Consider the following 26,962-nt stretch of genomic DNA (forward strand, 5'->3'; position numbering starts at 1 on the left):
CTCAGGATTCCTTCCGTGCGCGCTTGCCGTATTTGCGTTCGAACTTCTCCACCCGGCCCTGGGTGTCCAGCACGCGGTGCGCGCCGGTCCAGAACGGGTGCGAGTCGGCGGTGACGTCCACCGTCAGCAGCGGATAGGTGTTGCCGTCCGCCCACTCCACGGTGCGCGTGCCGGTGGCCGTGGACCGGGTGAGAAATCGCTTGCCGGTGTTCACGTCCTCGAAGACCACCAAGTGGTAGTCCGGGTGGATCCCTTTCTTCATTTCGCCTCTCCTCTCGGGCTTTTCGCGTCCTCTACGGGTTGTCCCGGTTGGTCGCCGCTCACGCACGGGTCGGCGTGCCATTCCCCGAACGGGTCCTCCCACTCGGCGACTCGCTCCGGCGCACGCTCGACCAGCCGCAGTTCGTCGTCCTCCACCAGCGCCCAGTGCAGCGCTTCGCGGATCTCCGCCGGATCGGCGTCGTGCACGAGGATCGACAGCGAGACGTCCCGGTCCCCGAACCGCTCGTCCCAGCGCAGGGCGGCCATCGCGCGGCGCTCCGGATCGGCCTCGGCCAGTTCCTCTTCCGGCAGCGCGGCCAGCCAGCGCCCGGCACCGCCCACCCGCAGGCCGCCACCGGCGGATTCGAGCCACACCACATCGTCGGGCTGGGTGGCCAGCCAGACGCGCCCGCGCGCGGTGACCACGCCCTCGAGCAACACGTCGAGCGCCTGGTGCAAGCGGGCGGGATGGAAAGGCCGCGCAGCGGCGAACTCCACGAGTTCGACGCCGTAGTCACCGGTCAGGGGCGGTCGGCCACGCAGCAGCGGTGCGTGCGCGTCGAAGATCCTGCCGCGGCGCGAATCGGCGGGGACGCGCGTGAGCAGCGTTTCGGCCAGCGCGGGGGTGATGGAGCCCGGCTCGTCCACCCAGGCGATCGGCGCGCCGGGGACCAACCGGGCCAGGACGGCGGCGAGTTTGCCGCGGTCGACCGCCGTGTCCGCGAGCAGCGCTTCGGGCGTGACAGCACCCAAGGCGATGACCGCATCGGCGAAATCGACCTGCCCGACCGCGACCTGCGCCACCGTGCGGTCGTCGTCGGCGGCGGCGAGGCCGTGTTCGGCGAGCGTCTCGTCCCCGGTCGCGTCGGCGAGCCAGGCGCCCGCGTCCAAGCAGGTGACAACCGCGTCCACCCGTACGTCGCGCCCGGCCGGGCCGTCGACGCGGCCGTGCACGCCGGCGACCACGACATGCTCGATGGCCTGGCACACCGCTTCGGCCTCGAACGCCGGGTCCAGCGCCAGCACGATGCGCTCCACCGATTCACGCTGGGAGAGCTTGCGCAACAGCGGAAGCAGATCCATCCGCAGCGTGCACGAGACGCAGCCGTGCGCGAGTTCGAGCACCGCCGAGGTCTCCCGCGTCGCGGTGCGCACGGTGCGATGCACGATGCCTTCCCGCAGCTGCGTCAGATCGTGGCGGACCACGATGGTGCCCGGAGCCATGCCCAGCACCGCGGCCGCGCGATCGACGCCCGTCGCGGCGAGTCCCGCGAAACCGGCGAGCACCACCACGGGCGTTCTGCGGTCGGACTCGGGTGGGGAATCTGCCGCCGCCACCGGAACTCCTTTCAGTAACGATTTTCATTTGCCGTAAGGCAACGGTACATTGCTGGACAGCCGTTGTCGAAAATGATTGTCATCTACTGGAGGGAGTCCGGATGTCGGCCCACTGCCAGGTCACCGGGCGCAAGCCCGGCTTCGGTAAGTCCGTGTCGCACTCGCACAAGCGGACCAGCCGCCGCTGGAACCCGAACGTCCAGCGCAAGACCTACTACCTGCCCAGCGAAGGCCGGCGCGTCACGCTCACCGTCTCCGCCAAGGGCATCAAGACCATCGACCGGGACGGGATCGAGGCCGTGGTGGCCCGGCTCCGGGCCCGCGGCGACAAGATCTGAGGAGCGACCCATGGCGTCGAAATCGACCGACATCCGCCCGATCGTCAAGCTGAAGTCCACGGCGGGCACCGGGTACACCTACGTGACCCGCAAGAATCGCCGCAACGACCCGGACCGCCTGGTACTGCGCAAATACGACCCGGTGGTGCGCAAGCACGTCGACTTCCGCGAGGAGCGCTGAGATGGCCAAGAAGTCGAAGATCGCGCGCGATCAGCAGCGCAGGACGATCGTGGCGCGCTACGCGGCACGCCGCGCCGAGCTGAAGAATCTCATCCGGAAGCCGGATACGCCGGAGTCCGAACGGGCGGCGGCCCAGGCAGAACTGCGGAGGCAGCCGCGCGATGCCAGTCCGGTACGATTGCGCAATCGGGACGCCGCAGACGGACGACCGCGCGGTCATCTCCGGAAGTTCGGACTCTCCCGTGTGCGTGTGCGCGAGATGGCCCACCGGGGCGAATTGCCCGGTGTGCACAAATCGAGCTGGTAGACAACCACTGATCTCGAGAAGGAACTCGTCATATGGCAGTCAAGCGAGCACCGTCGAAGAAGGTCCGCGCCGAGCAGGCCCGCCGTCCGAAGAAGAACCCGCTCATCGCCGCCGGCATCGAGACGGTCGACTACAAAGACGTGAACCTGCTGCGTACGTTCATCTCCGATCGCGGCAAGATCCGCAGCCGCCGGGTCACCGGGCTCACGCCCCAGCAGCAGCGCCAGGTCGCCGTCGCGGTGAAGAACGCCCGTGAGATGGCCCTGCTGCCGTTCACCAGCCGGTAGGCGGACCGCGCGAGACGAGCGAAGCGGAAAGACCCCCGATGCGTGCGCACCGGGGGTCTTTGTCATCGCGGTTACCGGACCGGCCGGATCACGGGATGGTCAGCACCTGGCCCGGGTTGATCGCGTCCGGGTTCGGGACGCCGCTGGCGTCCGCGATCTCCTGGTAGCGGTTTCCGTCGCCGTAGAAACGCTCGGCGATCGCCCACAGGGTGTCGCCGGGCTCGACGGTGTAGGTGCGCGGCTCGGGAGCCGGAGGCGGAGGCGGCACCTCCTCGGCGGCCGGAGCCGCTACCTGCTCGGGCTCCGGCGCCTGCTCCGGTTCCGGGGCGGGCAGCGGAGTGTCGGTGTGGGTGCCGGAAGCCCACAGCGCGCCGCCGTCGGCGCCGTACAGTACGACGTTGCGATCGGCCTGCACGACGAGCCGATCGGCCGCCTGGCCGTTGGTCTCGGTCGCCCACGCGGCGCCGTCGCCCTTGTAGAGCACGAAGTTGCCGTCCTCCTGGAGCACGGCCCGCTCGACGCCCTGCTCATGAGTTTGGGTGGCCCACACCACATTTCCGCCCGGCTCGGACAGCACTAGATTGCCGTCGTCCTGCAAAGTGAGGGTGTAGGCCCCGCCCTGGAGCGATTGACCCCGCCCGAGTTCTTCGCCTACGCGCAGCGTGTCGACCACGATACTTCCTTTCCAGAAAAAGCTGGTAGAGCATCCGACATGGACGCGCGCCACCACGTCCCGGCGCGCATCCCCGCAGAACTTACTGCCCCCGAACGGTTTTCGGAGCGGTTACGCGCAGGGTTCGCGGAACGTTCACTGTGGGGTTCGTCCCAGTGCACGACGCACCCGCGGTGGCGATAGGCGAACCAGCTCCGGGACTAGGGTGTCGGTATGGATCGGATCCAGGCCGGACGCGCCGCCACAGCTGTCGCCGTAGTACTCGCCTGCCTCGCCGTCGGGGGCTGCGGCGGCTCCGGCGACGAGGGGGCGCCGCAGAGCACGAGCGCCACGTCGAGCGCCGCGCCGCAGACGCCGATCGAGGATCCACGCGGGAACCAGGGCAACGAGTTCACCGCCGATCCGGCCATCGTCGGCGCGCACCCGATCCCCTTCCAATCGTGGACTCGCTTGGCGGACAACAAGATAGCGGTGAACTTCGAAACCGGGTCGCCGGAGTGCTACGGCGTGGACGCCACGGTCACCGAGTCCGGCTCGACGGTCACGGTCGAACTGCGCTCGGGCAGCCGCGCCGAGGCGGTGGGCCGGATGTGCACGATGATCGCGGTCTTCGGCACCCTGGAGGTGCCGCTGAAAGAGCCGCTCGGCCACCGCACCGTGCTCAGCGCGGCCTAGGACGACGTGCGGCACGGCCGGGGACTCCGCGCCGCACGGATTCGCCTCCGCCTTCCCACATGGGAGGCCGGGTAGCTACCGGCTTGCGCCGATGTTCCACGGCCGCGTCATCTCCGCTGGAACGAAAACGCCGCGCCGGACCTTCGATCCGACGCGGCGTTCCAGGACTACCGATCTCAGTGGGCGAAGTGGCGGGCCCCGGTGAGATAGAGGGTGACGCCGGCCTCGCGAGCGAGGTCGATGGTCTCCTGGTCGCGCACCGAACCACCCGGCTGCACGATGGCGCGGACACCGGCCTGGATGAGGGTCTGCGGACCGTCCGGGAACGGGAAGTAGGCGTCGGAGGCCGCCACCGAGCCCTTGGCGCGGTCCCCGGCCCGCTGGACCGCGAGGCCGACCGCGTCCACGCGGTTGACCTGGCCCATCCCGACACCGACCGAAGCGCCCTCGTGCGCAAGCAGGATCGCGTTGGACTTCACGGCCCGGCAAGCGCGCCAGGCGAACGCCAGATCCGCGAGCGTTTCGGCGTCGGCGGGCTCGCCTGCGGCCAGGGTCCAATCGGCCGGGTCGTCGCCCGGCGCGTCCAGCACGTCGCGCTGTTGCAGCAGGACGCCGCCGCTGATCGGGCGCAGCTCGGCGCCCGCGCGCCGCGGCGGCTCGGCGACGAGGATGCGCACGTTCTTCTTGCGCTGCAACACTTCCACCGCGCCGTCTGCGTAGGACGGCGCGACGATGACCTCGGTGAAGATCTCGGCGACCTGCTCGGCCATCTCCACGGTGACCTCACGGTTGGTGGCGATCACGCCGCCGAACGCGCTGACCGGGTCGCAGGCGTGCGCCTTGCGGTGCGCCTCGGCGATGTCGGCGCCGAGGGCGATGCCGCACGGGTTGGCGTGCTTGATGATCGCGACGGCCGGGGCCTCGTGGTCATGGGCGGCGCGCCAGGCCGCGTCGGCGTCGACGTAGTTGTTGTACGACATCTCCTTGCCGTGCAGCTGCCGCGCCTGCGCCAGTCCGAGGCTGCCGTCGCCGTTGGTGTACAGGGCGGCGGACTGATGCGGGTTCTCGCCGTAGCGCAGCACCGCCGACCGCGCCCAGGTTCCGCCGAGCCATTCGGGGAACCGGATCGCCGTATCTTCGGCCGCGTCGCCCGTGGCCAGCACGTTGGTCATCCAGCTCGCGACCGCCACGTCATAACTCGCGGTGTGCTGGAACGCCTTGGCCGCCAACGCCGTGCGCTCGGCCAGCGTGAAACCGCCCGACTTCACCGCGGCCAGCACGTCCTCGTAGTCGCCACTGTCGACGACCACCGCCACCGAGGGATGGTTCTTGGCCGCGGCGCGCACCATGGACGGCCCGCCGATATCGATCTGCTCCACGCACTCGTCCGGGGTCGCCCCGCTTGCCACGGTCTGGGTGAACGGATAGAGGTTGACCACCACCAGCTGGAACGCCTCGACGCCGAGCTCGACGAGCTGGTCGACGTGCTCCTGCTTGCGCGAGTCCGCCAGGATGCCCGCGTGCACCCTCGGGTGCAGGGTCTTGACCCGGCCGTCCAGGGTCTCCGGGAACCCGGTCAGGTCCTCGACCTTCGTCACCGGGATGCCCGCGTCCGCGATCTTGCCCGCGGTGGAACCGGTCGAGACCAGCTCGATGCCCGCGGCGTGCAGACCGGTCGCGAGCTCCACGAGACCCGTCTTGTCGTAGACGCTCACCAGCGCCCTGCTGATCGGCTTGCGTTCACTCACCGGAGAACTCGCTCATCTGGGATAACTGCCTTTCGTCCGTCGGAGACAATGCCTCGCGTCGCGACGGCGGCGACGACCTCCGCCAGCAACCGTCGCTCGACAACCTTGATGCGCTCGTGCAGGGTGGCCTCGTCGTCACCCGGCAGCACCGGCACCGCCTCCTGCGCGAGAATCGGCCCGGTGTCCACGCCCTCGTCGACCAGATGCACGGTGCAGCCGGTGACCCGCGCGCCGTAGGCGAGCGCGTCACGCACGCCGTGCGCGCCGGGGAAGGCGGGCAGCAGGGCGGGATGGGTGTTGATGATCCGGCCGCCGAACCGGTCCAGGAAGGCGGGACCGAGCAGCTTCATGAAACCCGCCGACACCACCAGATCCGGCTGGTGCGCGGCGACGGTCTCGGTGAGCTCCACATCCCACGCGGCACGGTCCGGAAAGTCCTTCAGCGCCACCCGGAAATGCGGTATGCCCACGGCGTCGGCGTGGGTGGTGGCGGCGCACAGCCGGTCGACGGCGACCGCGACGACCTTCGCCGGGTAGCCGGGTGCGGCCGTGGCGTCCAGCAGGGCACGCAGCAGTGAGCCGGTGCCCGACGCCAGCACGACGACGGTGGCCGGCGTCGCTGCCGGCTTCCACGAGGCATGCGGGGACGTCAGCGCTCTACTCCCTGATCGATCGGATGGCGGATGGATTCGGCACCGCCGGGTTAGAGCCTAACGACCGTCCACCCGGTCACTGTCCGGCAGGTCCGCCTCGACCACTTCGGCGTCGACGATGTCCGATGTGGCGTGGTGGGCGGATCGGCCGCCGGACTCGATCGCGGGCGGATCGTCGACGAGTTCGGCGTCCAGCGGGGCTTCCAGCTCCGGCCGGTCGTAGTCGTCGTAGTAGTCGTCGTCCTCGTAGTAGTCGCCGCCGTCCGCTTCGTAATAGGCGTCGTAATCGGCGTCGTCCTCGTCGAGGTAGTCGTTGTCGTACGGATCGGTGTAGTCGCCCGGTGGAACGCCGACCGGCACGAGGAACCACCGCGCGAACGCCAGGCCCGCGTAGCCGGGAACGGCCAGCCAGGCGAACGTGATCAAGGGGAACACCGGCAGGTCCAGCCCGACCCGGCCGACCGCGCCGAGTTCGCCGCCCGCCACCGCGCCGGCCAGCGTGAGCGCGAGCGCCGCGAGCCCGGCGGAGGTGAGCGTGGCCCACGGCGCGGTGATCCGGTCGGTGGAGGTGCGCGCGAGATCGAGCCCGCCGAGCACACCGACCGCGGCGGGAACCACCAGCAACACCGGCCACCATCCCGCCGCCGGACCGGTCGGCACGGCGGCCAGCAGCGGAAAGGCCGGGATGGGGCCCCCGACGACGGAGAACACCCCGAAGGACGCGGCGCCGATCTGCGCGCTGGAACCGGCCAGCACACCGACGGTCTGGATGGCCAGGTTCGGCACATACGCCAGCGAGAGCAGCGTCAGGCCGAGGACGCCTCCGAAGTTGCCCGCCGACTGATACATCTCGCCCAGCCGGGAAATGTGCGCGAGGAACGAGATCACCACGACCGCCGTCGCGCAGCCCAGCAGGCGCAGGACCGAACGCCCCGCGCCGTAGAGACCGGATACCGCCCAATCGGGCAGGCGCAGCAGCGCGAACAGCTGTCGCCGGAGACGGACGGCGATACCGATGGCCGCTGCGAGCAGATACAGCACCGCGACCCAGGCGAAGGCTGCGAGGGTGTTCGGCGGTTGCAGTGCGATGACACCGGAAGCGTCTTCGGTGACCGCGAGGCAGACGGAGGTGACCAGCAATGGACCGCCCACCGCGGCGCCCACGATCCATCCGAGATCCGCCCTGGTGGACTGCGGTTCCACGGCGCGCGCGCATTCCCGTGCGGCCAGCCAGACCAGCAGCGCGGTCGGCAACAGCGGAAGCAGTCCGAGCGAGGTCTTGCCGATCACCAGCGGAACCTGGTGCACGCCCAGCCAGGAGGCGGCGATCGCGCCGGAGGTGCCGTCCAGATCGCTGCCGGAGGCCAGCAGGGTGACGAAGACGAGGACGACGAGGGTGGTCAGCCCGAAGGCCGAGGGGCGGCCCGCGACCGCGATGAGCACCCTGGACCGCTCGGGGGTGAGGGACAGAAACCCGTCTTCGTCCGCGTCCGTGGGCGGCTGCGACGCACGCGACCCGCCGATCCGGCGGGTCGAGGAGTTTCTGGAGGAGCTCATGGCAATTCAGCGTGGCATCCTCCCCGGCGCGAGCGGGTCAGGCGCGCCGCAGGCACGCGACCGCCGCGCCGGGGGACGCCGCTGAGTTCCTACTTGTTGTTGTTGTCGTCCGACGAGGGACGGAACGCCTGGGTGGCATCCGAGGAAGGATCGCCACTCTGCTCGCCGCCGAACGGCTTGTTCTGCTGGCTCGGCTGCGCCTGCTGCTGGCCGTAGCCGGGCGTACCGTAAGGCGCCTGCTGACCGGACTGCTGCTGGCCGCCGAAGTGCTGGGTGACGCTCTCGTCCGGGCGCGGCTGCGCGCCGTATGGCGAACCCGGCTGCTGAGACGCGCCATAGGCCGTGGTCTGCTGGCTCTGCCCGTAGGGCGACTGCGGCTGGCCGTACGACTGACCCTGCTGCGCCTGACCGTAACCCGGCTGACTCTGCTGCTGCCCGTAGGGCGAGGGCTGCCCCGCCTGGGACGGGAACTGCGGCGGCGCGGCCTGAGCGCCGTAGCCCGCCTGACCGTACGGGCCGGCTCCGTAACCGGGCTGGCCCTGGCCGTAGGACTGCTGTCCCTGTCCGTACGACGGCGGCTGCTGGCCGTAGCCGCCCTGGCCGAATCCGCTCGGCGCGGTGGCCGGGCGCGGCGCGGGGGCCTTGAGGATGCCCGCGTCGAACAGCGCCGCGGCGATCGACACCGCCGCCTGCGCGAAGGCCAGCACGAGCAGGACGTACGCACCCGCCTTCAGCTCGCTGCCTTCACCGAAGTTGAACGACTGGAACAGCAGCGCGATGAAGCCCGCGGTCGAAGCCGCCGCCGCCGCGCCGATCCAGTTCTGCTTCGGCAGCAGCGACAGCGCGGCGAGCAGACCGCCCAGCAACAGCAGACCCAGCAGCGGCGTGCCGGACGCCACCTCGAAGAAGTTGGCCGTTTCCGGTGCGCTGACCCTGCGGCCGCCGATATCGATGGGCTTGCTGCCGAGGAACGGCAGGAAGCCGAGCAGGAAGTTGATCACGCCGAGCGCGGCTACGCCGACCACCAGGAAGAACGGCAGACCTTTGGCATCGGAACCGGTAGCGCTCGAACCTGAAGTGGCACCACCCGTCGCCGGGCTCTGACTGGATGGTGCTGAGGGCTGGGGTGTGTTGTACCCGGAGCCCCCGGTCGGGTAGGACATGTCGTCGTCTCCTCAATCGAGTCGTACATGGTCTTCACGGCTGGATTACTTCTGACGCTACTGCACTGTCTCGCCCCGGTCACCCCGCCGCGACGGCCGGAATGGGCGAGTCCGCCCGTATCCCGGCAGGTCGCGGCACATGTCCGGCGCGAAGCACCTAGCGAGACCACCTACCGCTCCTTGAAACTGTTGCCCGCGATGGCGCTTTTCACACCACGGGGGTTCTCAATAGCGGGGAATTTCCGGCGACAGGTCGATGAACCATCCATTCGGCTGCCTCGTGTGAACAGAGAAGGGGACGACGGAGCCCCCGGCACATCGAACAGTTCCGCGCGTGGCGGGTCCGGATGCTCGGCTACTGCCCAAGCCAGAGCCCGCCGCCACACATGACGAAGGCCGCCCCCCGAATTCGGAGGCGGCCTTCGTGCGCGGGGGGAGATCAGGCGGTGATGCTGGCCTTCTCCAGGATCTCGCGAGCCAGCGCGGCGGTCTCGGACGGCGTCTTGCCGACCTTCACGCCCGCGGCCTCCAGCGCGTCCTTCTTCGCCTGGGCCGTGCCCGACGAGCCGGACACGATGGCGCCCGCGTGGCCCATCGTCTTGCCCTCGGGGGCGGTGAAGCCCGCCACGTAGCCGACGACCGGCTTGGTGACGTTGGCCTTGATGTAGGCCGCGGCCCGCTCCTCGGCGTCGCCGCCGATCTCGCCGATCATCACGATCAGCTTGGTCTCCGGGTCCTTCTCGAACGCCTCGATGGCGTCGATGTGGGTGGTGCCGATGACCGGGTCGCCGCCGATGCCGATGGAGGTCGAGAAGCCGAAGTCACGCAGCTCGTACATCATCTGGTAAGTCAGCGTGCCAGACTTGGAGACCAGGCCGATCGGGCCCTTGCCGGTGATGTTGGCCGGCGTGATGCCGACCAGCGACTCGCCGGGGGTGATGATGCCGGGGCAGTTCGGGCCGATGATCCGGGTCTTGGCGCCCTTCTCCACGTTGTAGGCCCACGCGTAGGCGGTGTCCTGCACCGGGATGCCCTCGGTGATGACCACCAGCAGCGGGATCTCCGCGTCGATGGCCTCGATGATGGCGTCCTTGGCGAACTTCGGCGGCACGAACGCGATGGACACGTCGGCGCCGGTCTCCTTGATGGCCTCCGCGACGGTGCCGAACACCGGCAGCTCGACCGCGTTGCCGTCTTTGTCGGTGTGCGCGACGGTGGTGCCCGCCTTGCGCGCGTTCACACCGCCGACGATCTGGGTGCCCGCCTTCAGCATCAGCGCGGTGTGCTTGGTGCCCTCGCCGCCGGTGATGCCCTGGACGATGACCTTGGAATCCTTGTTCAGGAAGATAGACATTCTTTTCGTCCTTACTCGGCCGTCGTTATCGGGCGGCTGCCAGTTCGGCGGCCTTGTCGGCGCCTTCGTCCATTGTCTGCGCCAGCGTCACCAGCGGGTGCGCGGCATCGACGAGGATCTGGCGACCCTCGTCCACCCGGTTGCCGTCGAGGCGGACCACCAGCGGCTTGTTCGCGTTGTCGCCCAGGATCTCCAGCGCCTTCACGATGCCGTTGGCGACCGCGTCACACGCGGTGATGCCGCCGAACACGTTGACGAACACGCTCTTGACCTGGTCGTCGTTCAGGATGACGTCGAGACCGGCGGCCATCACCTCGGCCGAGGCGCCACCGCCGATGTCCAGGAAGTTGGCCGGCTTCACGCCGCCGTGGCCCTCGCCCGCGTAGGCGACGACGTCCAGGGTCGACATGACCAGACCCGCGCCGTTGCCGATGATGCCGACCTCACCGTCGAGCTTGACGTAGTTGAGGTCGTTCTCCTTGGCCTTGAGCTCGAGCGGGTCGGTCGCGTCCCGGTCGGCGAACGCCTCGTGCTCCGGGTGGCGGAATCCGGCATTCTCGTCGAGGGTGACCTTGCCGTCCAGCGCGAGGATCTCGTCCTGCGGGGTGCGCACCAGCGGGTTGACCTCCACCAGGGTGGCGTCCTCGGCGACGAACACCTCCCACAGCTTCTGGATGGTCACGGCCGCGGAATCCAGCACGTCGGCGGGCAGGTGGCCCTGCTCGGCGATCGAACGCGCGAACGCCAGGTCGACGCCCTTGACCGCGTCGACGGGAACCTTCGCCAGCCGCTCCGGCTTGGTGGCGGCGACCTCTTCGATCTCCATGCCGCCCTCGACCGAGCACATGGCCAGGTAGGTCCGGTTGGCGCGGTCCAGCAGGAAGGAGATGTAGTACTCCTCCGCGATGTCCTTGGCCTCGGCCACCAGGATCTTCTTGGTGATGTGGCCCTTGATGTCCAGGCCGATGATGTTCTGCGCGTGCGTCAGCGCGTCATCCGGGGTGGCGGCGTACTTCACGCCACCGGCCTTGCCGCGGCCACCGGCCTTCACCTGGGCCTTGATCATCACCGGCTTGCCGATTTCCGCCGCGATGGCGCGGGCGTCCTCGGCCGTGTCCGTGACGCGGCCCTCGGACGAAGGCACTCCGTGCTTAACGAAGAGCTCCTTCGCCTGATATTCGAAGAGATCCATGTACTCACCGTCTCGTCTGCGTTGTGATGACAACGTCTTTGTTGGCGGCCCGACGTCGGAAGCGGGTCGGGTCGGACTCTAATCAGTCACATGGAGGGCCAATCGGCCACGTTCATCCTAAGTGGCGCAGGTCACGGAGTGCCGCCCAGGGCGGCAAAACCGCTGGCCAACGCTACTGGCGAGTAGGTTGCTGACACCGCGCCAGGTAGAGCGGGCGAACCCGGGAGCGAACCGCGATCTACTACGAATCGTCGTTGAACGACCTCTCCGGAGTGCCCATACAGCAGTGAGATATTCCGTGGGGTTAGGGTGATGAATCTCACATGTTTGTCACGGACCCCGCACACCGCTTGTGGGCACGACATCGTTTCGTTACCGTCATTGCGGTCGATGTCACAACACGGTCACGACTAGGAGGACGGCAAGCTTGACGCAGCACAGCACTCCGCAGACGGAGAGCCGCTCCGCATTCGACCGATCGACGCCGCTGGTCAAGCGGCATCCGAGTTCCATCCGCTTCACGATGTGGCACCGCCGATGAACCACAGCTCCACCTTCGCTTCCGATGATCGCTTGCGGTCGGGACATCGTTATCGCCCCGACGACGAGCCCTTCGCTCCGGCGGCCCGCCACGCAGGCCCCTCGTTCGACCAGCATCACGCCGGGTACGAGGCAGCGCCGCAGGCGGAATACGACTTCCGTCCCGCCGGTGGCGATTACGGCTTCGCGGCCGAGCCCGCTCACGATTCGGGCTACGCCCAGCCGGCCTACGAGAACGCGGCCTACGACAACGCCTGGGACACCAACAGCGCGTGGTCGCAACAGAATTGGGCACAGGAGAACTCCTGGTCCGACGGTGGCGCCTGGAACTCCGGCGACGCGTGGGCCGAGCAGGAGCCCTGGACGCCCGACGAGAAATCCTGGGTGTCCGACACCGGCTGCTGGGCTCCCGAGGAATCCTGGGCGACCGAGACCCCCGAGGCCGAGGCCGAGGCCGACGAGCAGTCGAGCGCACCCGTCCTCCCGACCGTCATCCGTGGGGGCCGCTCCACGAACAAGCGCGGTGGCGCACATCGGGTAGCGGCGCCGCCCGCAGCTCTCAAGGGTCGGGCCGCGGTCGCCGCCGTCGCCGCGGGCGCGGTCGTCGCGGCCGGGCAGGCCGCGTTCGCCTCGCCCGAACAGCCGTCGCAGGCGGTCGATTACGAAGCCGCGGGGCAGATCCACGAGATCGCCGCGCAGTCGATGAACATGGCCGATCCGACGGCGGCGCCGGACTCCCCCCAGGTGCTGAACGTCTCCTCGCCCGCCCATCTCGACCAGTTCAACGACATCCTGCAAAAGGGCCAGAAGTACGCCGAGGACCTCGCCGCCCAGGAGTCCGCGAAACTTCGCCCGCTCTTCACCAAGTTCGCCGCGGGCACGTTCACCTCCGGCTTCGGCGCCCGCTGGGGTGTGCAGCATCTGGGCATCGACATCGCGGGCCCGATCGGCACCCCGATCTACGCCGTCGCCGACGGCACCGTGCTCGAGGCCGGTCCCGCGTCGGGCTTCGGCATGTGGGTCCGCCTGTTGCACGACGACGGCACCGTCACCATCTACGGCCACATCGACACCGCCACGGTGTCGCAGGGCCAGCGCGTGCTCGCCGGAGACCAGATCGCCACCATCGGCAACCGCGGCTTCTCCACCGGCCCGCACTGCCACTTCGAGGTCTGGCTGAACGGCGTCGACAAGGTCGACCCGCTGCCCTGGCTGGCAACCCGCGGCATCAGCTTGGGCCCGCAGCGCGACTGAGCGGCGCGTCCGTCAGAGACGCGCCGCTCACGGTGCCGGTCCGAGTAAGGCGGTGCGCCGTATGTCGGCGGCTTCCGTGTGTGTGCCGATTTTCCAGCGGAGTAGGCTGGTTTCGGCCGCGCAAGCGATCATCGACCGGGTAGCCGCCGAGTGGCGTGCCGAGCGCGAACGCGAACGGATTCGCGCCGAGCGGCCCGACCCCGGTCTGTGGCCTGCCGGTTGCCCGCATGAAGCTCCCGAGCACCCGCTGAGCGTTTCCGAAGCACACCAGACGATGCAGCGGCACGGGGAATGCCGCGCGGACCAGTGCCCGAGTAAGGCGGCGGCCCGGCGGACGCTCATCGAGGCCGGGCGCATGAAGCCGGACACCTCACGGGAGGAGCGCTGAACGCGTTGCGGTCCGCTGCGGCCGGTCCGGTCGCGCTGGACACGCCTTCGAACAGGCACGAACTACTCGGTTCACAGGACGGATCGTGTCTGCACGAAGACGTCGGAGACTCGGCCTGACCACGCTCCCTCGTCCGATGGGGAGCTGTCCAGCGCAGCCTCGACGAGACTGCCCGGGCGGCGACGTGGCCCCGATCAGTTCCGCACGCGTACCGGTACGTTGGTCCAGCCCGCGACGCTGGTTTGCGTCGCCTTTCGCAAACCCGCTCTGTTCACCTCGTATTCGGGCATGAAGTCGAGCATCGCGTCCAAGGCGATCCGGCCTTCCAGGCGTGCGACGGCGGCGTGCGGCCGGCCGTGCCGCACTACCTCGTCGCAGGCGACGACAAGGCGGCCTTCCTCGCCCAGCTCCGTCATGCGGCGGGGATCGACGCGTCCAACCGGCTGGGGAGTCGCCAACGAAACAGGGTTCGGCCGCGGGCTGACGCGGAGCAGTCTGGTTCGCCGCGTCACGGTCGATGAGGTCGGCCGCGCCTAGGGTGCGGCCGCGATCGCGAGACCGAGCAACGCGATGACCTTGGCGATCTCCAGGCCGATGTACCAGTAGTGCGCGTGCGAGCGCGGCAGATCCTCGCCCGCCAGCACGCGATCGGCGCGGCGGGACAGCGGCGGGCGCACCACGAGGATCTGGACGGCCAGCAACACCACGGCCACGCCCAGCCACAACCAAGTCGGCTTGCCGGGCCCGGTGATCAGTGCGGCGACCACCAGCAGCACGGCGAGCACGGTCTCTACGGCGTTCAGGGCACGGAACACCAAGCGGCCGATGCCGAGTCCCAGCGGCAGTGTGACCCCCGGGGCACGGAACTTCAGCGGCGCTTCCAAGAACGAGATGGCCAGCACCATGCCGAGCCACAGCATGGGCAGAAACCACAGGATGTGCCGCGCGACCGTGTCCATAGCGCGGACCTTACCGGCGGAACGAGTCCGCGCGGCAGGGTCCGAAGGCCCGGGCCCGGTAGCTCAGAGCTTGACCAGCGTCCGGCTGTACTGCGGGATCAACCGGATCTTGCCCGCGGTGCCGAAGTCGATGGTCACCGTGGCCAGCGGCCCGAAGCCCTCCGCGGCGATCACCCGGCCGAGACCGTATTTGTCGTCGCTGACCCGATCGCCCACGGCGAGCACCAAGTTCGTGTTGTTGCGGGTCGCGCCGCCGGGGGCGGGCCTGCGCGGGCCGCGATCGCGCAGGCCGGGCCGTGGCTCCGACCACCCGTCGCCGCGCGTCCAATCCCGTTCCAGCCCGTCGTCGTCACCGCCGCGACGCCGCAGCCCCCTCGTTCCGGGCGATCCGGCGGGCTCGAGTCTGCGCCAGTCGATGAGGTGGCCGGGGATCTCTTGCAGGAAACGCGATTCCGGGTTCGACACCGGTTGCCCCCAGCCGGACCGCACCACCGCCCGCGTCAGGTACAGGCGCTGCCGGGCCCTGGTGATGCCGACGTAGGCGAGGCGGCGTTCCTCGGCCAGCTCGGTCGGATCGCCGAGCGCCCGCATGTGCGGGAACTGCCCATCCTCCCAACCGGTCACGAACACCACCGGGAATTCCAGGCCTTTGGCGGTGTGCAGCGTCATCATCGTGACCACGCCGGAGCCCTCGTCCGGGATCTGGTCGGTGTCGGCCACCAGCGAGACCCGCTCCAGGAACGCGGCGAGCGAACCGGGATCCGGCTCCCCTTCGCCCACCTCGGGCAGCAGCCCCTCCTGCCGGGCCGCCTCCGCGTTGTTCTGCGCCTCCGAGCTGAACTCTCGTGCGACGCTGACCAGCTCGTTGAGGTTGTCCAGCCGGGCGCCGTCCTGGGGGTCGTCGGATGCCTCCAGTTCGGCGCGATAACCGGTGCGCTCGAGCACCGCTTCGACGACGTTGCCGACATCGGGGAAGTCGGACTCCGCGCGTTCGCCTGCGGCCCGGATGTCGTCGAGCAGCTCCAGGAAGCCCGCGATGGCTCGCTGCGCGCGCGTGTTCAGCAGCGCCACCTTGCCTTCGGCGGCGTCGCGCAGCGCGGCGGCGAAACCGATGCCGCGCTGTTCGGCATGGACCGCCACGCAGGCTTCGGCGCGGTCGCCGATGCCGCGGCGCGGCGTGTTCAGGATGCGGCGCATGCTCACCGCGTCCTCCGGGTTCTCCAGCACCCGCAGGTAGGCGACGATGTCGCGCACCTCTTTGCGCTCGTAGAAGCGGACGCCGCCGACCACCTTGTAGGGCAGGCCCATCCGGATGAAGATCTCTTCCAGCGCGCGGGAGTTGTTGTTGGTGCGGTAGAACACGGCGACGTCGCCGTAGTTGGCCTCGCCCTGGTCGACCAGCCGGTCGATCTCGCGCGCGACGAACGACGCCTCGTCGTGTTCGTTGTCGGCGACGTAGCCGGTGATCAGATCGCCTTCGCCGGAATCGGTCCACAGCTTCTTGTCGCGCCGGTTCTCGTTGCGCGAGATCACCGCGTTGGCGGCGGACAGGATGTGCTGGGTGGAGCGGTAGTTCTGCTCCAGCAGAATGGTTTCGGCGTCGGGGAAGTCGCGCTCGAACTCCTCGATATTGCGGATCGTCGCGCCGCGGAAGGCGTAGATGGACTGGTCGGCGTCGCCGACGACGCACAGTTCACTCGGCGGGACCCGGTCCTCGGCGCCGTCTTCCACGTGGTGGCCGACCAGCTCGCGGACCAGAACGTACTGCGCGTGGTTGGTGTCCTGGTACTCGTCCACCAGCACGTGCCGGAACCGGCGGCGGTAGTACTCGGCGACCTGCGGGTGATTCTGGAGCAACGCCACCGTCTCACCGATGAGGTCGTCGAAGTCCAGCGCGTTCGCCGAGCGCAGCCTGCGCTGGTATTCGGTGTAGACCCGCGCGACCAGGCCGGGCAGCTCGGTGTCGTCGGATTCCGCGTCGGCGGTGGCGCGGGCCGGATCGATGAGTTCGTTCTTCAGATTGGAGATCGCCGTCGCCAGCAGGCGTGCGGAGTACTTCTTGGTGTCGATGTCGAGGTCGCGGCTGATCATGGTGAGCAGGCGCCGCGAATCGTCCGCGTCGTAGATCGAGAAGTTGGAGTTCAGCCCGGACAGCAGCGCCGCCTGGGTGCGCAGGATGCGGACGCAACTGGAGTGGAACGTCGACACCCACATGGCGTTCGCCCGCGGGCCGACCAGTCCGGTCACCCGCTCCCGCATCTCCGCGGCGGCTTTGTTGGTGAACGTGATGGCCAGCACCTGGCCCGGCGTGACGCCACGGGCGGCCAGCAGGTAGGCGATGCGGCGGGTGAGCACCGCCGTCTTGCCCGAGCCCGCGCCCGCCACGATGAGCAGCGGGGATCCGGTGTGCACGACCGCCGCGCGCTGCGGCGGATTCAAGCCGTCGAGCAGCCGCTCGGCCTCCTCGGCGCGCCGCTGTTCCCGCTCGGCGCGCTGCCGCTCGCGCTCCGCGTCGGTCGGCGGCGCCGCGCCGACGGCGGCGGGCTGCGACCCCTCCGCCGCGTTACCGCCGGCGAACTGCGGTTTCGATGCCGGATCCGGGTGCACGATCCGACCGGCCTGCGTCTTGGGAGCCACCGTGATGTCCATCGTCCATCCACGCTACCGGCGGCCACCGACACAGATGAAGCCCCGGGTGAGATCGGTATCGGTTCGGCGCCGGATGGCTGAACGGCGAGTGAACTCCCGCTGGTGGGAAGGCGAGTGAAACAACCTGCGAATCTCACGCGATTCCCAAACGTATATGTTTTGCATACCCCCCAGCCCGTGGCACACTGGCGACATGCTCAGCGCCTTCGCCAGACATCCGATTCGGCTGCCAGCCGAACGCCGGGATCGCGGAGCCTGTACCTGAGCACACCTTTCTGGGGGGACAATACGAGGCCCCACCAGGTCTGTTTCACGGTGAAAGAACCGATCGGTAACGAGCCGCGAGCACGCGCCGATCCATGTTCTGACACGAGGAGATGAATGATGAGCACCCCTGCCACGACGACCGGGTCCGAATCGGCGCTGCCGCAGACCGAGGCCGAGATCGACAAGCTCCGCAAGGAGATCGATCGTCTCGACGCCGAGATCCTGGCCGCGATCAAGCGCCGGACGGAGATCTCCCGGATCATCGGCCGGACGCGCATGGCGTCGGGCGGGCCGCGCCTTGTGCACAGTCGCGAGATGAAGGTGCTGGAGCGCTTCAGCGAGCTCGGCCAGGAAGGCCACACCCTCGCCATGCTGCTGCTTCGCCTCGGCCGCGGTCGTCTCGGCCACTGAACTGAGAGCACGCGGCGCGCTCGCCGAGACCGTCGCTTCCCCTGGCCGCCCCGGGTGTACATGCACCCCGGGGCGGTCGCCTCATGTCCGCCCCGTGCCCGCGCAGGTCCACCGACGCTATCCGGGGGCCGCGGCCGGTCCCTCACCTGCGGTGGAATCGCTCAGGACACGCAGGTCGTCCCTCAGCTCGGCTTCCAGCGGTTCGGCATGCGAGCGGATAGTGGGATGCACATGGCGAAGATGCTCCAAGTCCTGACTCGTCCGTTCGATCGCGGCCGCTCGTTCTGCGGGGGTGCCCTCCGCCGCGATCGTGCGATTGGTCAGAACACGCCAATCCACCCCGGATTGGTCCAGCGCCTGTCGCAATGCCGCACCGGGTGGCTGGTGCAATCCGATGAAATCTATGTCCGCGGTGGTGAGGTCGAACATCTGGGCTTCGATGAAATGGTTGCCGCGAAAGTCTGCTCCGAGATAGTCGCGCCCGATCGGAGCGATGCCGTTCACTCCGGCGCCATAGGAGTATTCCGACGGGTTGTCCACGGGGGAGCGTATCGCCAGGTCCCTCTCCACCAGCGAGTCACCGAACGTGATGGTCGTTCGTGACCGGACCTCCGGCTTCAGATAGATCTGATTGTCGCCGTAGTTCAGCTCCGACAACGCATCGATCATGCCGTCTTGTGATGGGCGCACTCCGTCCACGGCAACGTAGCCGTAGACGGGTGGGTTGTCGTGGACGTGCGGGCCGAACCACTCTCCTTCGGCATGGGCGCGATCGCCGACGGGGTTGCGAGCGCCCCGAATTCGCCCTTCCTCGAGGATGGCCACGAGTTCGGCGTCGCGGACCCGGATAGCGAGGGGTTTTCCGTCGAGCGCTTCCTTCAGCTCTCGCCGCATCTGCTCACGTAACTCGGCGCTGTCCCGGCCGAGAGAAGCCGCTGATTTCTCGATTCTCCGGTCGATGAGAGCGTATTGCTCCAGCCGGGACAGCCGACGGTGGGCTATGAAGTCGGACCATTCATCGTCGCTCGGTCCCTTCTCGCCGAAACGTCGCCTCAATTCGGCGTCGAGTCGCCGTCTGGCCTTGTCCAGCGACGATCGGTCCGGCGGCGGGGGGCACAAATCCCGCCCGGGACCGGCATCGCCACCTGCCGCACGTCGGATCGCGAGCCCACCGTCGGCGTCGCCGTGCGTGTGCGCATCGATGACTCGGCGGGAAGCGCGGGCTGCGCCCGTTTTCATGCCCGCGACGCCCTCGGCTTCCCTCTTGGTCAGCCGTTTCAAAGCGTCCACGACCTGCAAAGCGGCTCTGACCACGCCGTTGCTCAATCGAGCATCACCAGCACCCGCGCCCCCTCGCAATCAGCCCACTTGGCGGAACCAAGGCCGAGGCTAGTGTCGATGATGCATCAAGTCGCGCCCCGAAAGCACGGGGCACAGACAGTTGGGTTCAGAAGCAGACCCGCCCGCGCCGAGCATGCTGAGCCCACCTGGGCCGTCCGGTCCGCACCGGACCGACCGACGCCGATCTCGGCTCGGCCGAACCCCACGGATAAGCGCCGCCGACAGGCAGGATTCGACCCTCAGGTGCGCGACCGATCGCCTTCGGTAGCGCGGAGCCCGCGGCACTCTCTCACGTGAGCGCGATGTACTTCGTGGACAGGTACTCCTCGATCCCCTCCGTGCCGCCCTCCCTGCCGAAGCCGGACTCCTTGACGCCGCCGAAAGGAGCAGCGGGGTCGGAGATGACGCCGCGGTTGACGCCCACCATGCCGGATTCCAGACCCTCGGCAATCCGCAGCGCACGGTCGAGGTCGCGGGTGTAGACGTAGCTGACCAGTCCGAATTCCGTGTCGTTGGCGGCGGCCAGCCCCTGCTCCTCGGTGTCGAAGCCGACGATCGGGGCGACCGGGCCGAACACCTCCTCACGCAGGATCCTGGCCTGCGGCGGGACGTCGGCCAGCACAGTGGCCGGATAGAACCAGCCGGGGCCCCCAGGCGCCTTACCACCGATCAGGACCCGCGCGCCCGCCGCGACGGCGTCGTCCACGAGTTCGCCGACGGTGCGCAGTTGCTCCTCGTTGATCAGCGGGCCCAGCGTGGTGTCCGGATCGGCACCCGGCCCGAGCCGCACGCTGCTCTCCATCGCCTCGACCAACTTGGTGGTGAACTCCTCGAGCACGCTGTTGTGCACGTGGAAACGGTTGGCGGCGGTGCACGCCTCGCCGCCGTTGCGCAGTTTCGCCAGCATCGCGCCCTGTACGGCGGCATCGATGTCGGCGTCGTCGAACACCACGAACGGCGCGTTCCCGCCGAGTTCCATCGAGGTGCGCAGCAGCCGGTTCGCGGATTTCTCCACCAGCTTCTTGCCCACCTCGGTGGAGCCGGTGAAGGTGAGCTTGCGCAGCCGGGGATCGTCGAGCAGCGGCTGGGTCACCGCGCCGGAGTGGCTGGAGGTGAGCACGGACAGGACGCCGTCGGGCAACCCCGCCTCGCTGCACAGCTTCGCCAGCAGCAGCATGGTCAGCGGCGTCGCCGAGGCGGGCTTGACGATCATCGTGCAGCCCGCGGCCAGCGCGGGGCCGATCTTGCGCGTGCCCATGGCGAGCGGGAAGTTCCACGGGGTGATCGCCAGGCAAGGGCCGACCGGTTGCTTGTGCACCACGATCCTGCCGGTGCCGGAAGGCGCGTGCAGGTAGCGCCCGTGCACCCGGGCGGCCTCCTCGCTGAACCAGCGGAAGAACTCGGCGCCGTAGCGCACCTCGTTGCGGCTCTCCGGCAGCGCCTTGCCCATCTCCAGGGTCATCAGCAGGGCGAACTCCTCCGCGCGGGCGGTGATCTGTTCGAACACCTCGCGCAGCACCTCCCCGCGCTCGCGGGCGGGCGTGGCCGCCCATCCGTCCTGGGCCGCGACGGCCGCGTCGAGCGCGCGCATCGCGTCCTCCGGCGTCGCGTCGGCGACGTTCGTCAGCACCTCGCCGGTCGCCGGATTGTGCACCGGGAAGGTGCCCGCGCCGGTGGCGTCGACGGGCCGCCCTGCGATCCACAGCTGTTTCGGTACGGATGCGAGAAGTTCACGTTCGGACACCATGACGCCAGCCTAAGCCTCAGGACGGAAGCGCAAACGAGAACGCGCGCCGGTTCGGCCGACTCTCCACGCAGGCACCCGTGCGCGCGGCGCTGCCTGCTTGTACCCTCGGCGAACGTGAGCAGCGACATCACCGCGACGGCGGCATGGCGGAAACTGCACGATCACCACGGCACCGTCGCCGGACGACACCTCAGGGAGTTCTTCGCCGACGATCCGGCCCGGGGCAGCGAGCTGACCGTCCAGGTGGCGGACCTGCACATCGACTACAGCAAGCACCGCGTGAACCGGGAAACCCTGCATCTGCTGGTCGAATTGGCGCGCGAGGCGGGCGTGCCCGAGCGGCGCGACGCGATGTACCGCGGTGCGCACATCAACACCTCCGAGGACCGCGCGGTCGGCCACATCGCGCTGCGGCTGCCCGAAGGCGAGACGATGATCATCGACGGCGTCGACGCGGGCGCCGAGGTGCACCGGGTGCTGCGGCGGATGGGCGAGTTCACCGACGCGCTGCGCTCCGGCGCGTGGCGCGGGGCGACCGGCGAGCGCATCACGACGGTGGTCAACATCGGCATCGGCGGGTCGGACCTGGGGCCGGTCATGGTGCATCAGGCGCTGCGGCACTACGAGGACGCCGGTATCGGCGCCAGATTCGTCTCGAACGTCGATCCCGCCGACCTGGTCGCGAAACTGCACGGGCTCGACCCGGCCACCACGCTGTTCATCGTCGCGTCCAAGACCTTCTCCACCCTGGAGACGCTCACGAACGCGACCGCGGCCCGGCGCTGGCTGGTCGCCGCGCTCGGTGAGGACGCGGTGGCCAAGCACTTCGTCGCGGTGTCCACCAATGCCGAACGGGTCGCGAAATTCGGTATCGACACCGAGAACATGTTCGGGTTCTGGGATTGGGTCGGCGGCCGGTACTCGGTGGCCTCGGCGATCGGCCTCTCGGTGATGGCGACCATCGGCAAGGAGCGCTTCGCGGAATTCCTCGCGGGCATGCACGCCGTGGACCGGCATTTCGCCGAGGCGCCGCTGGAGGCGAACGCTCCGGTACTGCTCGGCCTGCTCGGCGTCTGGTACTCGAACTTCTTCGGGGCGGAATCCCATGCCGTGCTGCCCTATTCGAATGATCTGGCCCGCTTCCCCGCGTACTTGCAGCAATTGACCATGGAGTCCAACGGAAAGTCGGTCCGTGCCGACGGCACACCGGTCACGACCTCCACCGGCGAGATCTTCTGGGGCGAACCGGGCACCAACGGGCAGCACGCCTTCTATCAACTGCTGCACCAGGGCACCAGGCTCATTCCCGCGGATTTCATCGGATTCGCGCAGCCCACCGACGATCTGGCCACCATCGACGGCACCGGCAGCATGCACGACATCCTGATGAGCAACCTGTTCGCGCAGACCAAGGTGCTCGCGTTCGGCAAGACCGCCGAGGAGATCGCGGCCGAGGGAACAGATCCCGAGCTCGTGCCGCACAAGGTGATGCCCGGCAACCGCCCGTCCACTACCATTCTCGCGCCGCGCCTCACCCCGTCGGTCGTCGGTCAGCTCATCGCGCTCTACGAGCACCAGGTCTTCGTGGAGGGCACCATCTGGGGCATCGACAGTTTCGACCAGTGGGGTGTCGAACTGGGCAAGCAGCAGGCGCTCGCCTTGGCTCCGCTGCTCACGGCGGCCGAAGAACCGCGGCCGCAGGACGATTCGTCGACGGATTCGCTCATTCGCTGGTATCGCGCGCACCGCTGAGTTCGTCCGCGCGCTAGGCGGCCCCGCCGGGCGGGGGTTCGCGTCGCGCCTCGTCGAGTCGCTGGACGACGCGCGAGGTGGAGATCGCGATCAAGGTACCGATGACGCCCAGGTCGAAGACCACTTGGACCATCGTGGCCACTTTCGCCGCGGGCCCGACCGCGTGCACGTCGCCGTAGCCGACGGTCCCGAGGGTGACGATCGTGTAGTAGAGCGAGTCGGTTCGGGTGCGCAAGCCGTCGAACTGGCCGGGCGCCTGCTGTTCGAGCACGTAGTAGTACAGGGCGAAGAACGTCACCACGACGCAGACCACGAGCAGTACGTCGTTGATCCGTCCTGCGGTGGTGGGCGGATCGCGGAAGTAGCGCCGGATGCGCCACCGCGCCAGCCAGATCAGGCCGGCGACTCCGAAGACGAAGGCGACGAGCCCGAGCACCCCGGCGGGGCGGCCGAACGCCCGGCCCTCCAGCGGCAGAAAGTAATAGAACAGCAGAGCGCACACCACGGCCAGCGCGTTGAACAGGACACCCGGCACTCTGCCGCGTGCGCGATTCTCCGTCATTGATTCATCATCGGGCCAGGTAGAGCGCGTGAGCCGCTGCACGCGCCGATACTCGGTCCGTCTCTCCGAATGCCGCGGGTCGGGGCCGGTGCGCGGCGCGCTTCCGCGGCACACACCCTCCGTAGTGATCTGCGTCACTTCATGTCACGTGGGCCGCTCCCGCGGTGTCTTGTGGCCGACCCCCGAAACGAAGGAGACACCATGACTGGGAACACCGATGTGGTCGTGGTCGGCGGCGGATACGCCGGCGTGTTGGCCGCCAATCGCCTGACGCAGCGTGCCGACGTCACAGTCACCCTGATCAACCCGCGCCCGGGTTTCGTCGAGCGCGTCCGCCTGCACCAACTGGTGGGCGGGTCCCATGAGGCGGTCGTCGACTACCGGGAGATCCTGGGCGAGCGTGTACGGCTGGTGGTCGACTCCGCGACGCGAATCGACGCGACCGAACGCCGCGTGAGCTTGGCGTCCGGCGGCCGGGTCGGCTACGACTATCTGGTGTACGCGGTGGGCAGTGGCAGCGCCGACCCGAGCGTGCCCGGAGCTGCCGACTTCGCCTTCCCGATCGCCACCCTGGAGGAGGCGCAGCGGCTGCGGCCGGTGCTCGACGCCGCGCCCGCGACGGCCCCCGTGGGGGTCGTGGGAGCCGGCGCGACCGGCATCGAAACGGCCGCCGAGCTGGCGGAGCAGGGCCGCAGGATCACGCTGCTGTGCGGCGGGACGCTCGGCCCGTACCTGCACCCCAAGGGCAGGCGCTCGGTGGCCGCGCGGCTGGCGAAGCTCGGCGTGACCGTGCTCGAAGGTCCCGAGAGCAAGGTGACGGCGGTGACCCCGCATGCCGTGCGCCTCCGTGGCGGCCACACGTTGTCGAGCACGGTGACCATCTGGACCGCCGGATTCGGTGTGCCGGATCTGGCCGCCCGCAGTGGACTGAGCACCGACGCCGTAGGTCGCCTGCTCACCGACGAGACGTTGACGAGTGTGGACGACGAGCGCATCGTCGCGGCCGGGGATTCGGCGGCACCGTCGAATCTGCCGTTGCGAATGAGCTGCCAGACCGCGCGTCCGCTGGGCGCGCACGCCGCCGACACGGTACTGGCCCGGATCGCGGGCGCGCAGCCCGCGGCCATCGACGTGGGCTTCTTCGGGCAGTGCATCGGCCTGGGCCGGCGCGCCGCCACCGTGCAGGTCGCCTCCAGGGACGACGTCGCGAACAGGTTCTACATCGGCGGTCGCCTGGCCGCGAAGATCAAGGAACTCGCCTGCACCAACGTCGTCGAGGAACTGGCGAACGAGGCGCGCGAGCCCGGGTCGTTCACCTGGGGGTTCAAGAACGACAAGCGAAGGGAACTGCTTCAGGCCCGGCGGAGCGAGGCCATGACCGCTCGCTGAGCGGACCGACCGATGCGGGTACCGGTGGCAGAGCCGTCGAGCGTCAGCGTAACCGGGCGGCGGCGCTCGCGCGGGACGCCGCCGGACACATACGCTGCGCTGGGCATCGGATCGTCGTCATCTCGGCGCGTGATGCGCCGGGCGATGGGCGCGGGTGGATGGCTACCAGGAGAATGCCGACGGCCGGGACCGGTCGCGAAGGAGAGGCGCGAGAGATGAGCGAGCACACCACCGATCGGGCGACCGAGGCCTTCGTCGCCCACCGCAACCTGCTGTTCACCGTCGCGTACGAGATGCTGGGATCGGCGGCCGACGCCGAGGACGTCTTGCAGGAGACCTGGCTGCGGTGGGTCGAGGTCGACGCGGAGCAGGTGCGCGACGAGCGCGCCTATCTGGTGCGGATCGCAACCCGGCAGTCGCTCAACCGGTTGCGCACGATGAAACGCCGCAAGGAGGCGTACGTCGGTCCGTGGCTGCCCGAACCGCTGCTCACCGCACCGGATGTGGCCGAGGACGTCGAGCTCGCCGAGAGCATGTCGATGGCGCTGATGCTCGTGCTGGAAACACTGTCGCCGACCGAGCGCGCCGTCTTCGTGCTGCGCGAGGCCTTCGACATCGGCTACGAGGAGATCGCGGCCGCCGTGGACAAGACCCCGGCGGCGGTCCGGCAGATCGCGCACCGCGCCCGCAAGCACGTGGATGCCCGCCGCCCTCGCTCGGTGGTCTCGGTGAGCGAGACCCGGGCGGTTCTGGAGTCGTTCCAGCGGGCGCTGGAGACCAGGGACCTCCAGGGCTTGCTGGAGGTGCTCGCTCCCGATGTCGTCGTGGTCAGCGACGGCGGCGGCGTCAAGCAGGCCGCGCTGCGGCCGGTCATCGGCGCCGAGAGGGTGGTCCGCTTCGTGACGGTCGGCCTGCGCAAGGTCGACGCCACGCTCACCGTCGGCCGAAGCGTGGTCAACGGCAGCCCGGCACTGCTCTTGCGCCTCGACGGCGAGATCGACGGTGTCATGGCGGCCCGTGTCGAGGACGGGCGCATCACCGGCCTGTACTACGTCCGCAACCCGGAGAAGCTGACCCGCGTCGAGTCCGAGACCTCGCTCACCCTGCGCTGAATCCCGGGGGCGGGACAGCCACCGCGTAGTTTCCCGCCTCCACGCGCAGCACGAGGTCGGCGCGCTGCTCGGTGGCCGCGACGAGATCCGCGTTGCGCAAGTCGCTGTCGCGCACCTTGTCGTGCGCTACCGCGGGCGGGCGACCACCGCGAATGTGTCTGCGCAGCAGGCGATCCTCGATCACATCGCGCGCCGCGTCCAGGTACCAGCACTCGTCCAGGAGTGCCCGGACCGCCGACCAGCGGCGCGTGCCGAAGTCGTCGAGCAGCAGATAGTTGCCCTCGGTGAGGACAATGGACTGCCGGTCGAACACCACGCCGCCGGGCACCGGGGCGTCGACGGACCGGTCGAACGTGGGCCATGCCACCGGCTCGCCCACCGGTGTGGTCCGCAGGCGTCGCAGCCCCGCTACGTAACCATCGACATCGAAGGTGTCCGGCTCCCCCTTGCGGGCGAGACTTCCCGTGGCCCGGAGGATGTCGTTGCCCAGGTGAAAACCGTCCATGGGTGCGATCTCGGCGACCATGCCGCCCGCCTCGCGGTTGATCGTGTCGCGCAGCGCGACCGACAGGGTGGATTTCCCCGCGCCCGGCGGCCCCGCGATGCCGAGCAGATACCGTCCCCGCCCGGCTCGCTCCCGCACCCGCCGGACCAACCAGCCCAGCGGTCTCTCGACGAACTCCCCTGCCACCGCCGCCACACTACCGTCGCCGCCCGCCACCGACGCGTCGCCGCAGGTGTCCACACCCGTGCGGTGGACTGCGCATGGCTGTTCATCCCACCCGACGGGATGCCGCGCTCAGGCACCACCACGAAGGCGCGGGCGCACCTCGGCCCCCAGCTGCGCCGCTCAGGCACCACCAC

General features: G+C 69.1%; 26 protein-coding genes and 1 pseudogene. 11 read left to right on the forward strand and 16 right to left on the reverse strand.

Going from position 1 to position 26,962, the window contains the following annotated elements; translation table 11 throughout:
- Window position 1: 1 nt before the first annotated feature.
- A complete protein-coding gene (locus tag ON29_RS24595; RefSeq protein ID WP_040869871.1) occupies window positions 2-262 on the reverse strand; it encodes a type B 50S ribosomal protein L31 in 261 nt (86 codons plus the stop codon).
- Window positions 259-1,599, reverse strand: a complete 1,341-nt coding sequence (mrf, locus tag ON29_RS24600) for a ribosome hibernation factor-recruiting GTPase MRF (RefSeq protein WP_040869873.1) — start codon at window positions 1,597-1,599, stop codon at window positions 259-261. The genes ON29_RS24595 and mrf overlap by 4 nt, the downstream gene beginning before the upstream one ends.
- 101 nt (window positions 1,600-1,700) lie before the next feature.
- Between mrf and rpmB the strand changes: the two genes are divergently transcribed.
- The 4 genes from rpmB to rpsR are packed head-to-tail and all read left to right on the forward strand — an operon-like array spanning window position 1,701 to window position 2,712.
- On the forward strand, window positions 1,701-1,937 hold the full coding sequence (gene rpmB / locus ON29_RS24605) for a 50S ribosomal protein L28 (RefSeq protein WP_039801141.1): 237 nt from the start codon (window positions 1,701-1,703) through the stop codon (window positions 1,935-1,937).
- 10 nt (window positions 1,938-1,947) lie between these two features.
- Window positions 1,948-2,118 carry a 50S ribosomal protein L33 gene (gene rpmG / locus ON29_RS24610; RefSeq protein ID WP_019049259.1) on the forward strand — a complete coding sequence of 57 codons (171 nt, stop codon included), beginning with the start codon at window positions 1,948-1,950 and terminating at the stop codon, window positions 2,116-2,118.
- 1 nt (window position 2,119) lies between these two features.
- Window positions 2,120-2,425 (forward strand): 30S ribosomal protein S14, encoded by a 306-nt coding sequence (rpsN, locus tag ON29_RS24615; protein WP_040869875.1) that lies wholly within the window; start codon window positions 2,120-2,122, stop codon window positions 2,423-2,425.
- 32 nt (window positions 2,426-2,457) lie between these two features.
- Complete coding sequence (rpsR, locus tag ON29_RS24620) at window positions 2,458-2,712, forward strand: 30S ribosomal protein S18 (protein WP_011211513.1); 255 nt, start codon at window positions 2,458-2,460, stop codon at window positions 2,710-2,712.
- Between the two features lie 88 nt (window positions 2,713-2,800).
- Here the strand turns inward: rpsR and ON29_RS24625 are convergent, their stop codons facing one another.
- The gene (locus tag ON29_RS24625) at window positions 2,801-3,385 is read right to left on the reverse strand and encodes a LysM peptidoglycan-binding domain-containing protein (protein WP_040869876.1); all 585 of its coding nucleotides are present in this window, start codon (window positions 3,383-3,385) and stop codon (window positions 2,801-2,803) included.
- A 213-nt stretch (window positions 3,386-3,598) separates the two neighbouring features.
- Here ON29_RS24625 and ON29_RS24630 point away from each other — a divergent pair, with 213 nt between their 5' ends.
- Window positions 3,599-4,060: a hypothetical protein gene (locus ON29_RS24630; protein WP_040869877.1), complete on the forward strand. Its 462-nt coding sequence runs from the start codon at window positions 3,599-3,601 to the stop codon at window positions 4,058-4,060.
- A gap of 176 nt (window positions 4,061-4,236) precedes the next feature.
- Here ON29_RS24630 and purH read toward each other — a convergent pair whose 3' ends face one another.
- From purH to sucC, 6 genes are all read right to left on the reverse strand, one after another.
- The gene (gene purH, locus ON29_RS24635) at window positions 4,237-5,808 is read right to left on the reverse strand and encodes a bifunctional phosphoribosylaminoimidazolecarboxamide formyltransferase/IMP cyclohydrolase (protein ID WP_040869878.1); all 1,572 of its coding nucleotides are present in this window, start codon (window positions 5,806-5,808) and stop codon (window positions 4,237-4,239) included.
- Window positions 5,805-6,461: a phosphoribosylglycinamide formyltransferase gene (purN, locus tag ON29_RS24640; protein ID WP_051175557.1), complete on the reverse strand. Its 657-nt coding sequence runs from the start codon at window positions 6,459-6,461 to the stop codon at window positions 5,805-5,807. Before purN ends, purH begins: the two co-directional genes overlap by 4 nt.
- A gap of 57 nt (window positions 6,462-6,518) precedes the next feature.
- Entirely contained in the window at window positions 6,519-8,018 is a 1,500-nt protein-coding gene (locus ON29_RS24645) for a cell division protein PerM (RefSeq protein ID WP_040869881.1), read from the reverse strand.
- A gap of 89 nt (window positions 8,019-8,107) precedes the next feature.
- Window positions 8,108-9,181, reverse strand: a complete 1,074-nt coding sequence (locus tag ON29_RS24650; protein ID WP_040869883.1) for a DUF5336 domain-containing protein — start codon at window positions 9,179-9,181, stop codon at window positions 8,108-8,110.
- 439 nt (window positions 9,182-9,620) lie between these two features.
- A complete protein-coding gene (sucD, locus tag ON29_RS24655) occupies window positions 9,621-10,535 on the reverse strand; it encodes a succinate--CoA ligase subunit alpha (RefSeq protein WP_040869884.1) in 915 nt (304 codons plus the stop codon).
- Window positions 10,536-10,560: 25 nt separating this feature from the next.
- Window positions 10,561-11,727: an ADP-forming succinate--CoA ligase subunit beta gene (gene sucC, locus ON29_RS24660; protein ID WP_040869886.1), complete on the reverse strand. Its 1,167-nt coding sequence runs from the start codon at window positions 11,725-11,727 to the stop codon at window positions 10,561-10,563.
- Between the two features lie 537 nt (window positions 11,728-12,264).
- Between sucC and ON29_RS24665 the strand changes: the two genes are divergently transcribed.
- The gene (locus tag ON29_RS24665) at window positions 12,265-13,521 is read left to right on the forward strand and encodes a M23 family metallopeptidase (protein ID WP_040869887.1); all 1,257 of its coding nucleotides are present in this window, start codon (window positions 12,265-12,267) and stop codon (window positions 13,519-13,521) included.
- A 61-nt stretch (window positions 13,522-13,582) separates the two neighbouring features.
- Window positions 13,583-13,909: a hypothetical protein gene (locus ON29_RS24670; protein ID WP_040869890.1), complete on the forward strand. Its 327-nt coding sequence runs from the start codon at window positions 13,583-13,585 to the stop codon at window positions 13,907-13,909.
- 194 nt (window positions 13,910-14,103) lie between these two features.
- Here the strand turns inward: ON29_RS24670 and ON29_RS24675 are convergent.
- The 3 genes and pseudogenes from ON29_RS24675 to pcrA all read right to left on the reverse strand — a co-directional run.
- A pseudogene (locus tag ON29_RS24675) lies at window positions 14,104-14,253 on the reverse strand (cytochrome P450); the annotation flags it as partial.
- A 189-nt stretch (window positions 14,254-14,442) separates the two neighbouring features.
- Window positions 14,443-14,868, reverse strand: a complete 426-nt coding sequence (locus tag ON29_RS24680; RefSeq protein ID WP_040869892.1) for a hypothetical protein — start codon at window positions 14,866-14,868, stop codon at window positions 14,443-14,445.
- 63 nt (window positions 14,869-14,931) lie between these two features.
- Entirely contained in the window at window positions 14,932-17,517 is a 2,586-nt protein-coding gene (gene pcrA / locus ON29_RS24685) for a DNA helicase PcrA (protein ID WP_040869893.1), read from the reverse strand.
- Between the two features lie 384 nt (window positions 17,518-17,901).
- On the opposite strand from pcrA, the gene ON29_RS24690 reads away from it, so the two are divergent.
- The gene (locus tag ON29_RS24690) at window positions 17,902-18,195 is read left to right on the forward strand and encodes a chorismate mutase (protein WP_062977356.1); all 294 of its coding nucleotides are present in this window, start codon (window positions 17,902-17,904) and stop codon (window positions 18,193-18,195) included.
- 117 nt (window positions 18,196-18,312) lie between these two features.
- Here the strand turns inward: ON29_RS24690 and ON29_RS24695 are convergent, their stop codons facing one another.
- Both ON29_RS24695 and ON29_RS24700 read right to left on the reverse strand, forming a co-directional pair.
- Complete coding sequence (locus ON29_RS24695) at window positions 18,313-19,509, reverse strand: hypothetical protein (RefSeq protein ID WP_157172885.1); 1,197 nt, start codon at window positions 19,507-19,509, stop codon at window positions 18,313-18,315.
- Between the two features lie 316 nt (window positions 19,510-19,825).
- A complete protein-coding gene (locus ON29_RS24700) occupies window positions 19,826-21,283 on the reverse strand; it encodes an NAD-dependent succinate-semialdehyde dehydrogenase (protein ID WP_040869897.1) in 1,458 nt (485 codons plus the stop codon).
- Between the two features lie 114 nt (window positions 21,284-21,397).
- Between ON29_RS24700 and pgi the strand changes: the two genes are divergently transcribed.
- Window positions 21,398-23,035: a glucose-6-phosphate isomerase gene (gene pgi / locus ON29_RS24705; protein WP_040869898.1), complete on the forward strand. Its 1,638-nt coding sequence runs from the start codon at window positions 21,398-21,400 to the stop codon at window positions 23,033-23,035.
- A gap of 13 nt (window positions 23,036-23,048) precedes the next feature.
- Here pgi and ON29_RS24710 read toward each other — a convergent pair whose 3' ends face one another.
- Complete coding sequence (locus tag ON29_RS24710; protein ID WP_040869900.1) at window positions 23,049-23,597, reverse strand: potassium channel family protein; 549 nt, start codon at window positions 23,595-23,597, stop codon at window positions 23,049-23,051.
- A 201-nt stretch (window positions 23,598-23,798) separates the two neighbouring features.
- Between ON29_RS24710 and ON29_RS24715 the strand changes: the two genes are divergently transcribed.
- Window positions 23,799-24,986 (forward strand): NAD(P)/FAD-dependent oxidoreductase, encoded by a 1,188-nt coding sequence (locus ON29_RS24715; RefSeq protein ID WP_040869902.1) that lies wholly within the window; start codon window positions 23,799-23,801, stop codon window positions 24,984-24,986.
- 215 nt (window positions 24,987-25,201) lie between these two features.
- Complete coding sequence (locus tag ON29_RS24720) at window positions 25,202-26,098, forward strand: RNA polymerase sigma-70 factor (protein WP_040869903.1); 897 nt, start codon at window positions 25,202-25,204, stop codon at window positions 26,096-26,098.
- Here ON29_RS24720 and ON29_RS24725 read toward each other — a convergent pair.
- Window positions 26,085-26,843 carry a nucleoside/nucleotide kinase family protein gene (locus ON29_RS24725; protein WP_281032565.1) on the reverse strand — a complete coding sequence of 253 codons (759 nt, stop codon included), beginning with the start codon at window positions 26,841-26,843 and terminating at the stop codon, window positions 26,085-26,087. The genes ON29_RS24720 and ON29_RS24725 overlap by 14 nt on opposite strands.
- Window positions 26,844-26,962: the final 119 nt, after the last annotated feature.

Origin of the sequence: Nocardia exalbida NBRC 100660 (assembly GCF_000308575.1) — a bacterium.
GTDB lineage: Bacteria > Actinomycetota > Actinomycetes > Mycobacteriales > Mycobacteriaceae > Nocardia > Nocardia exalbida.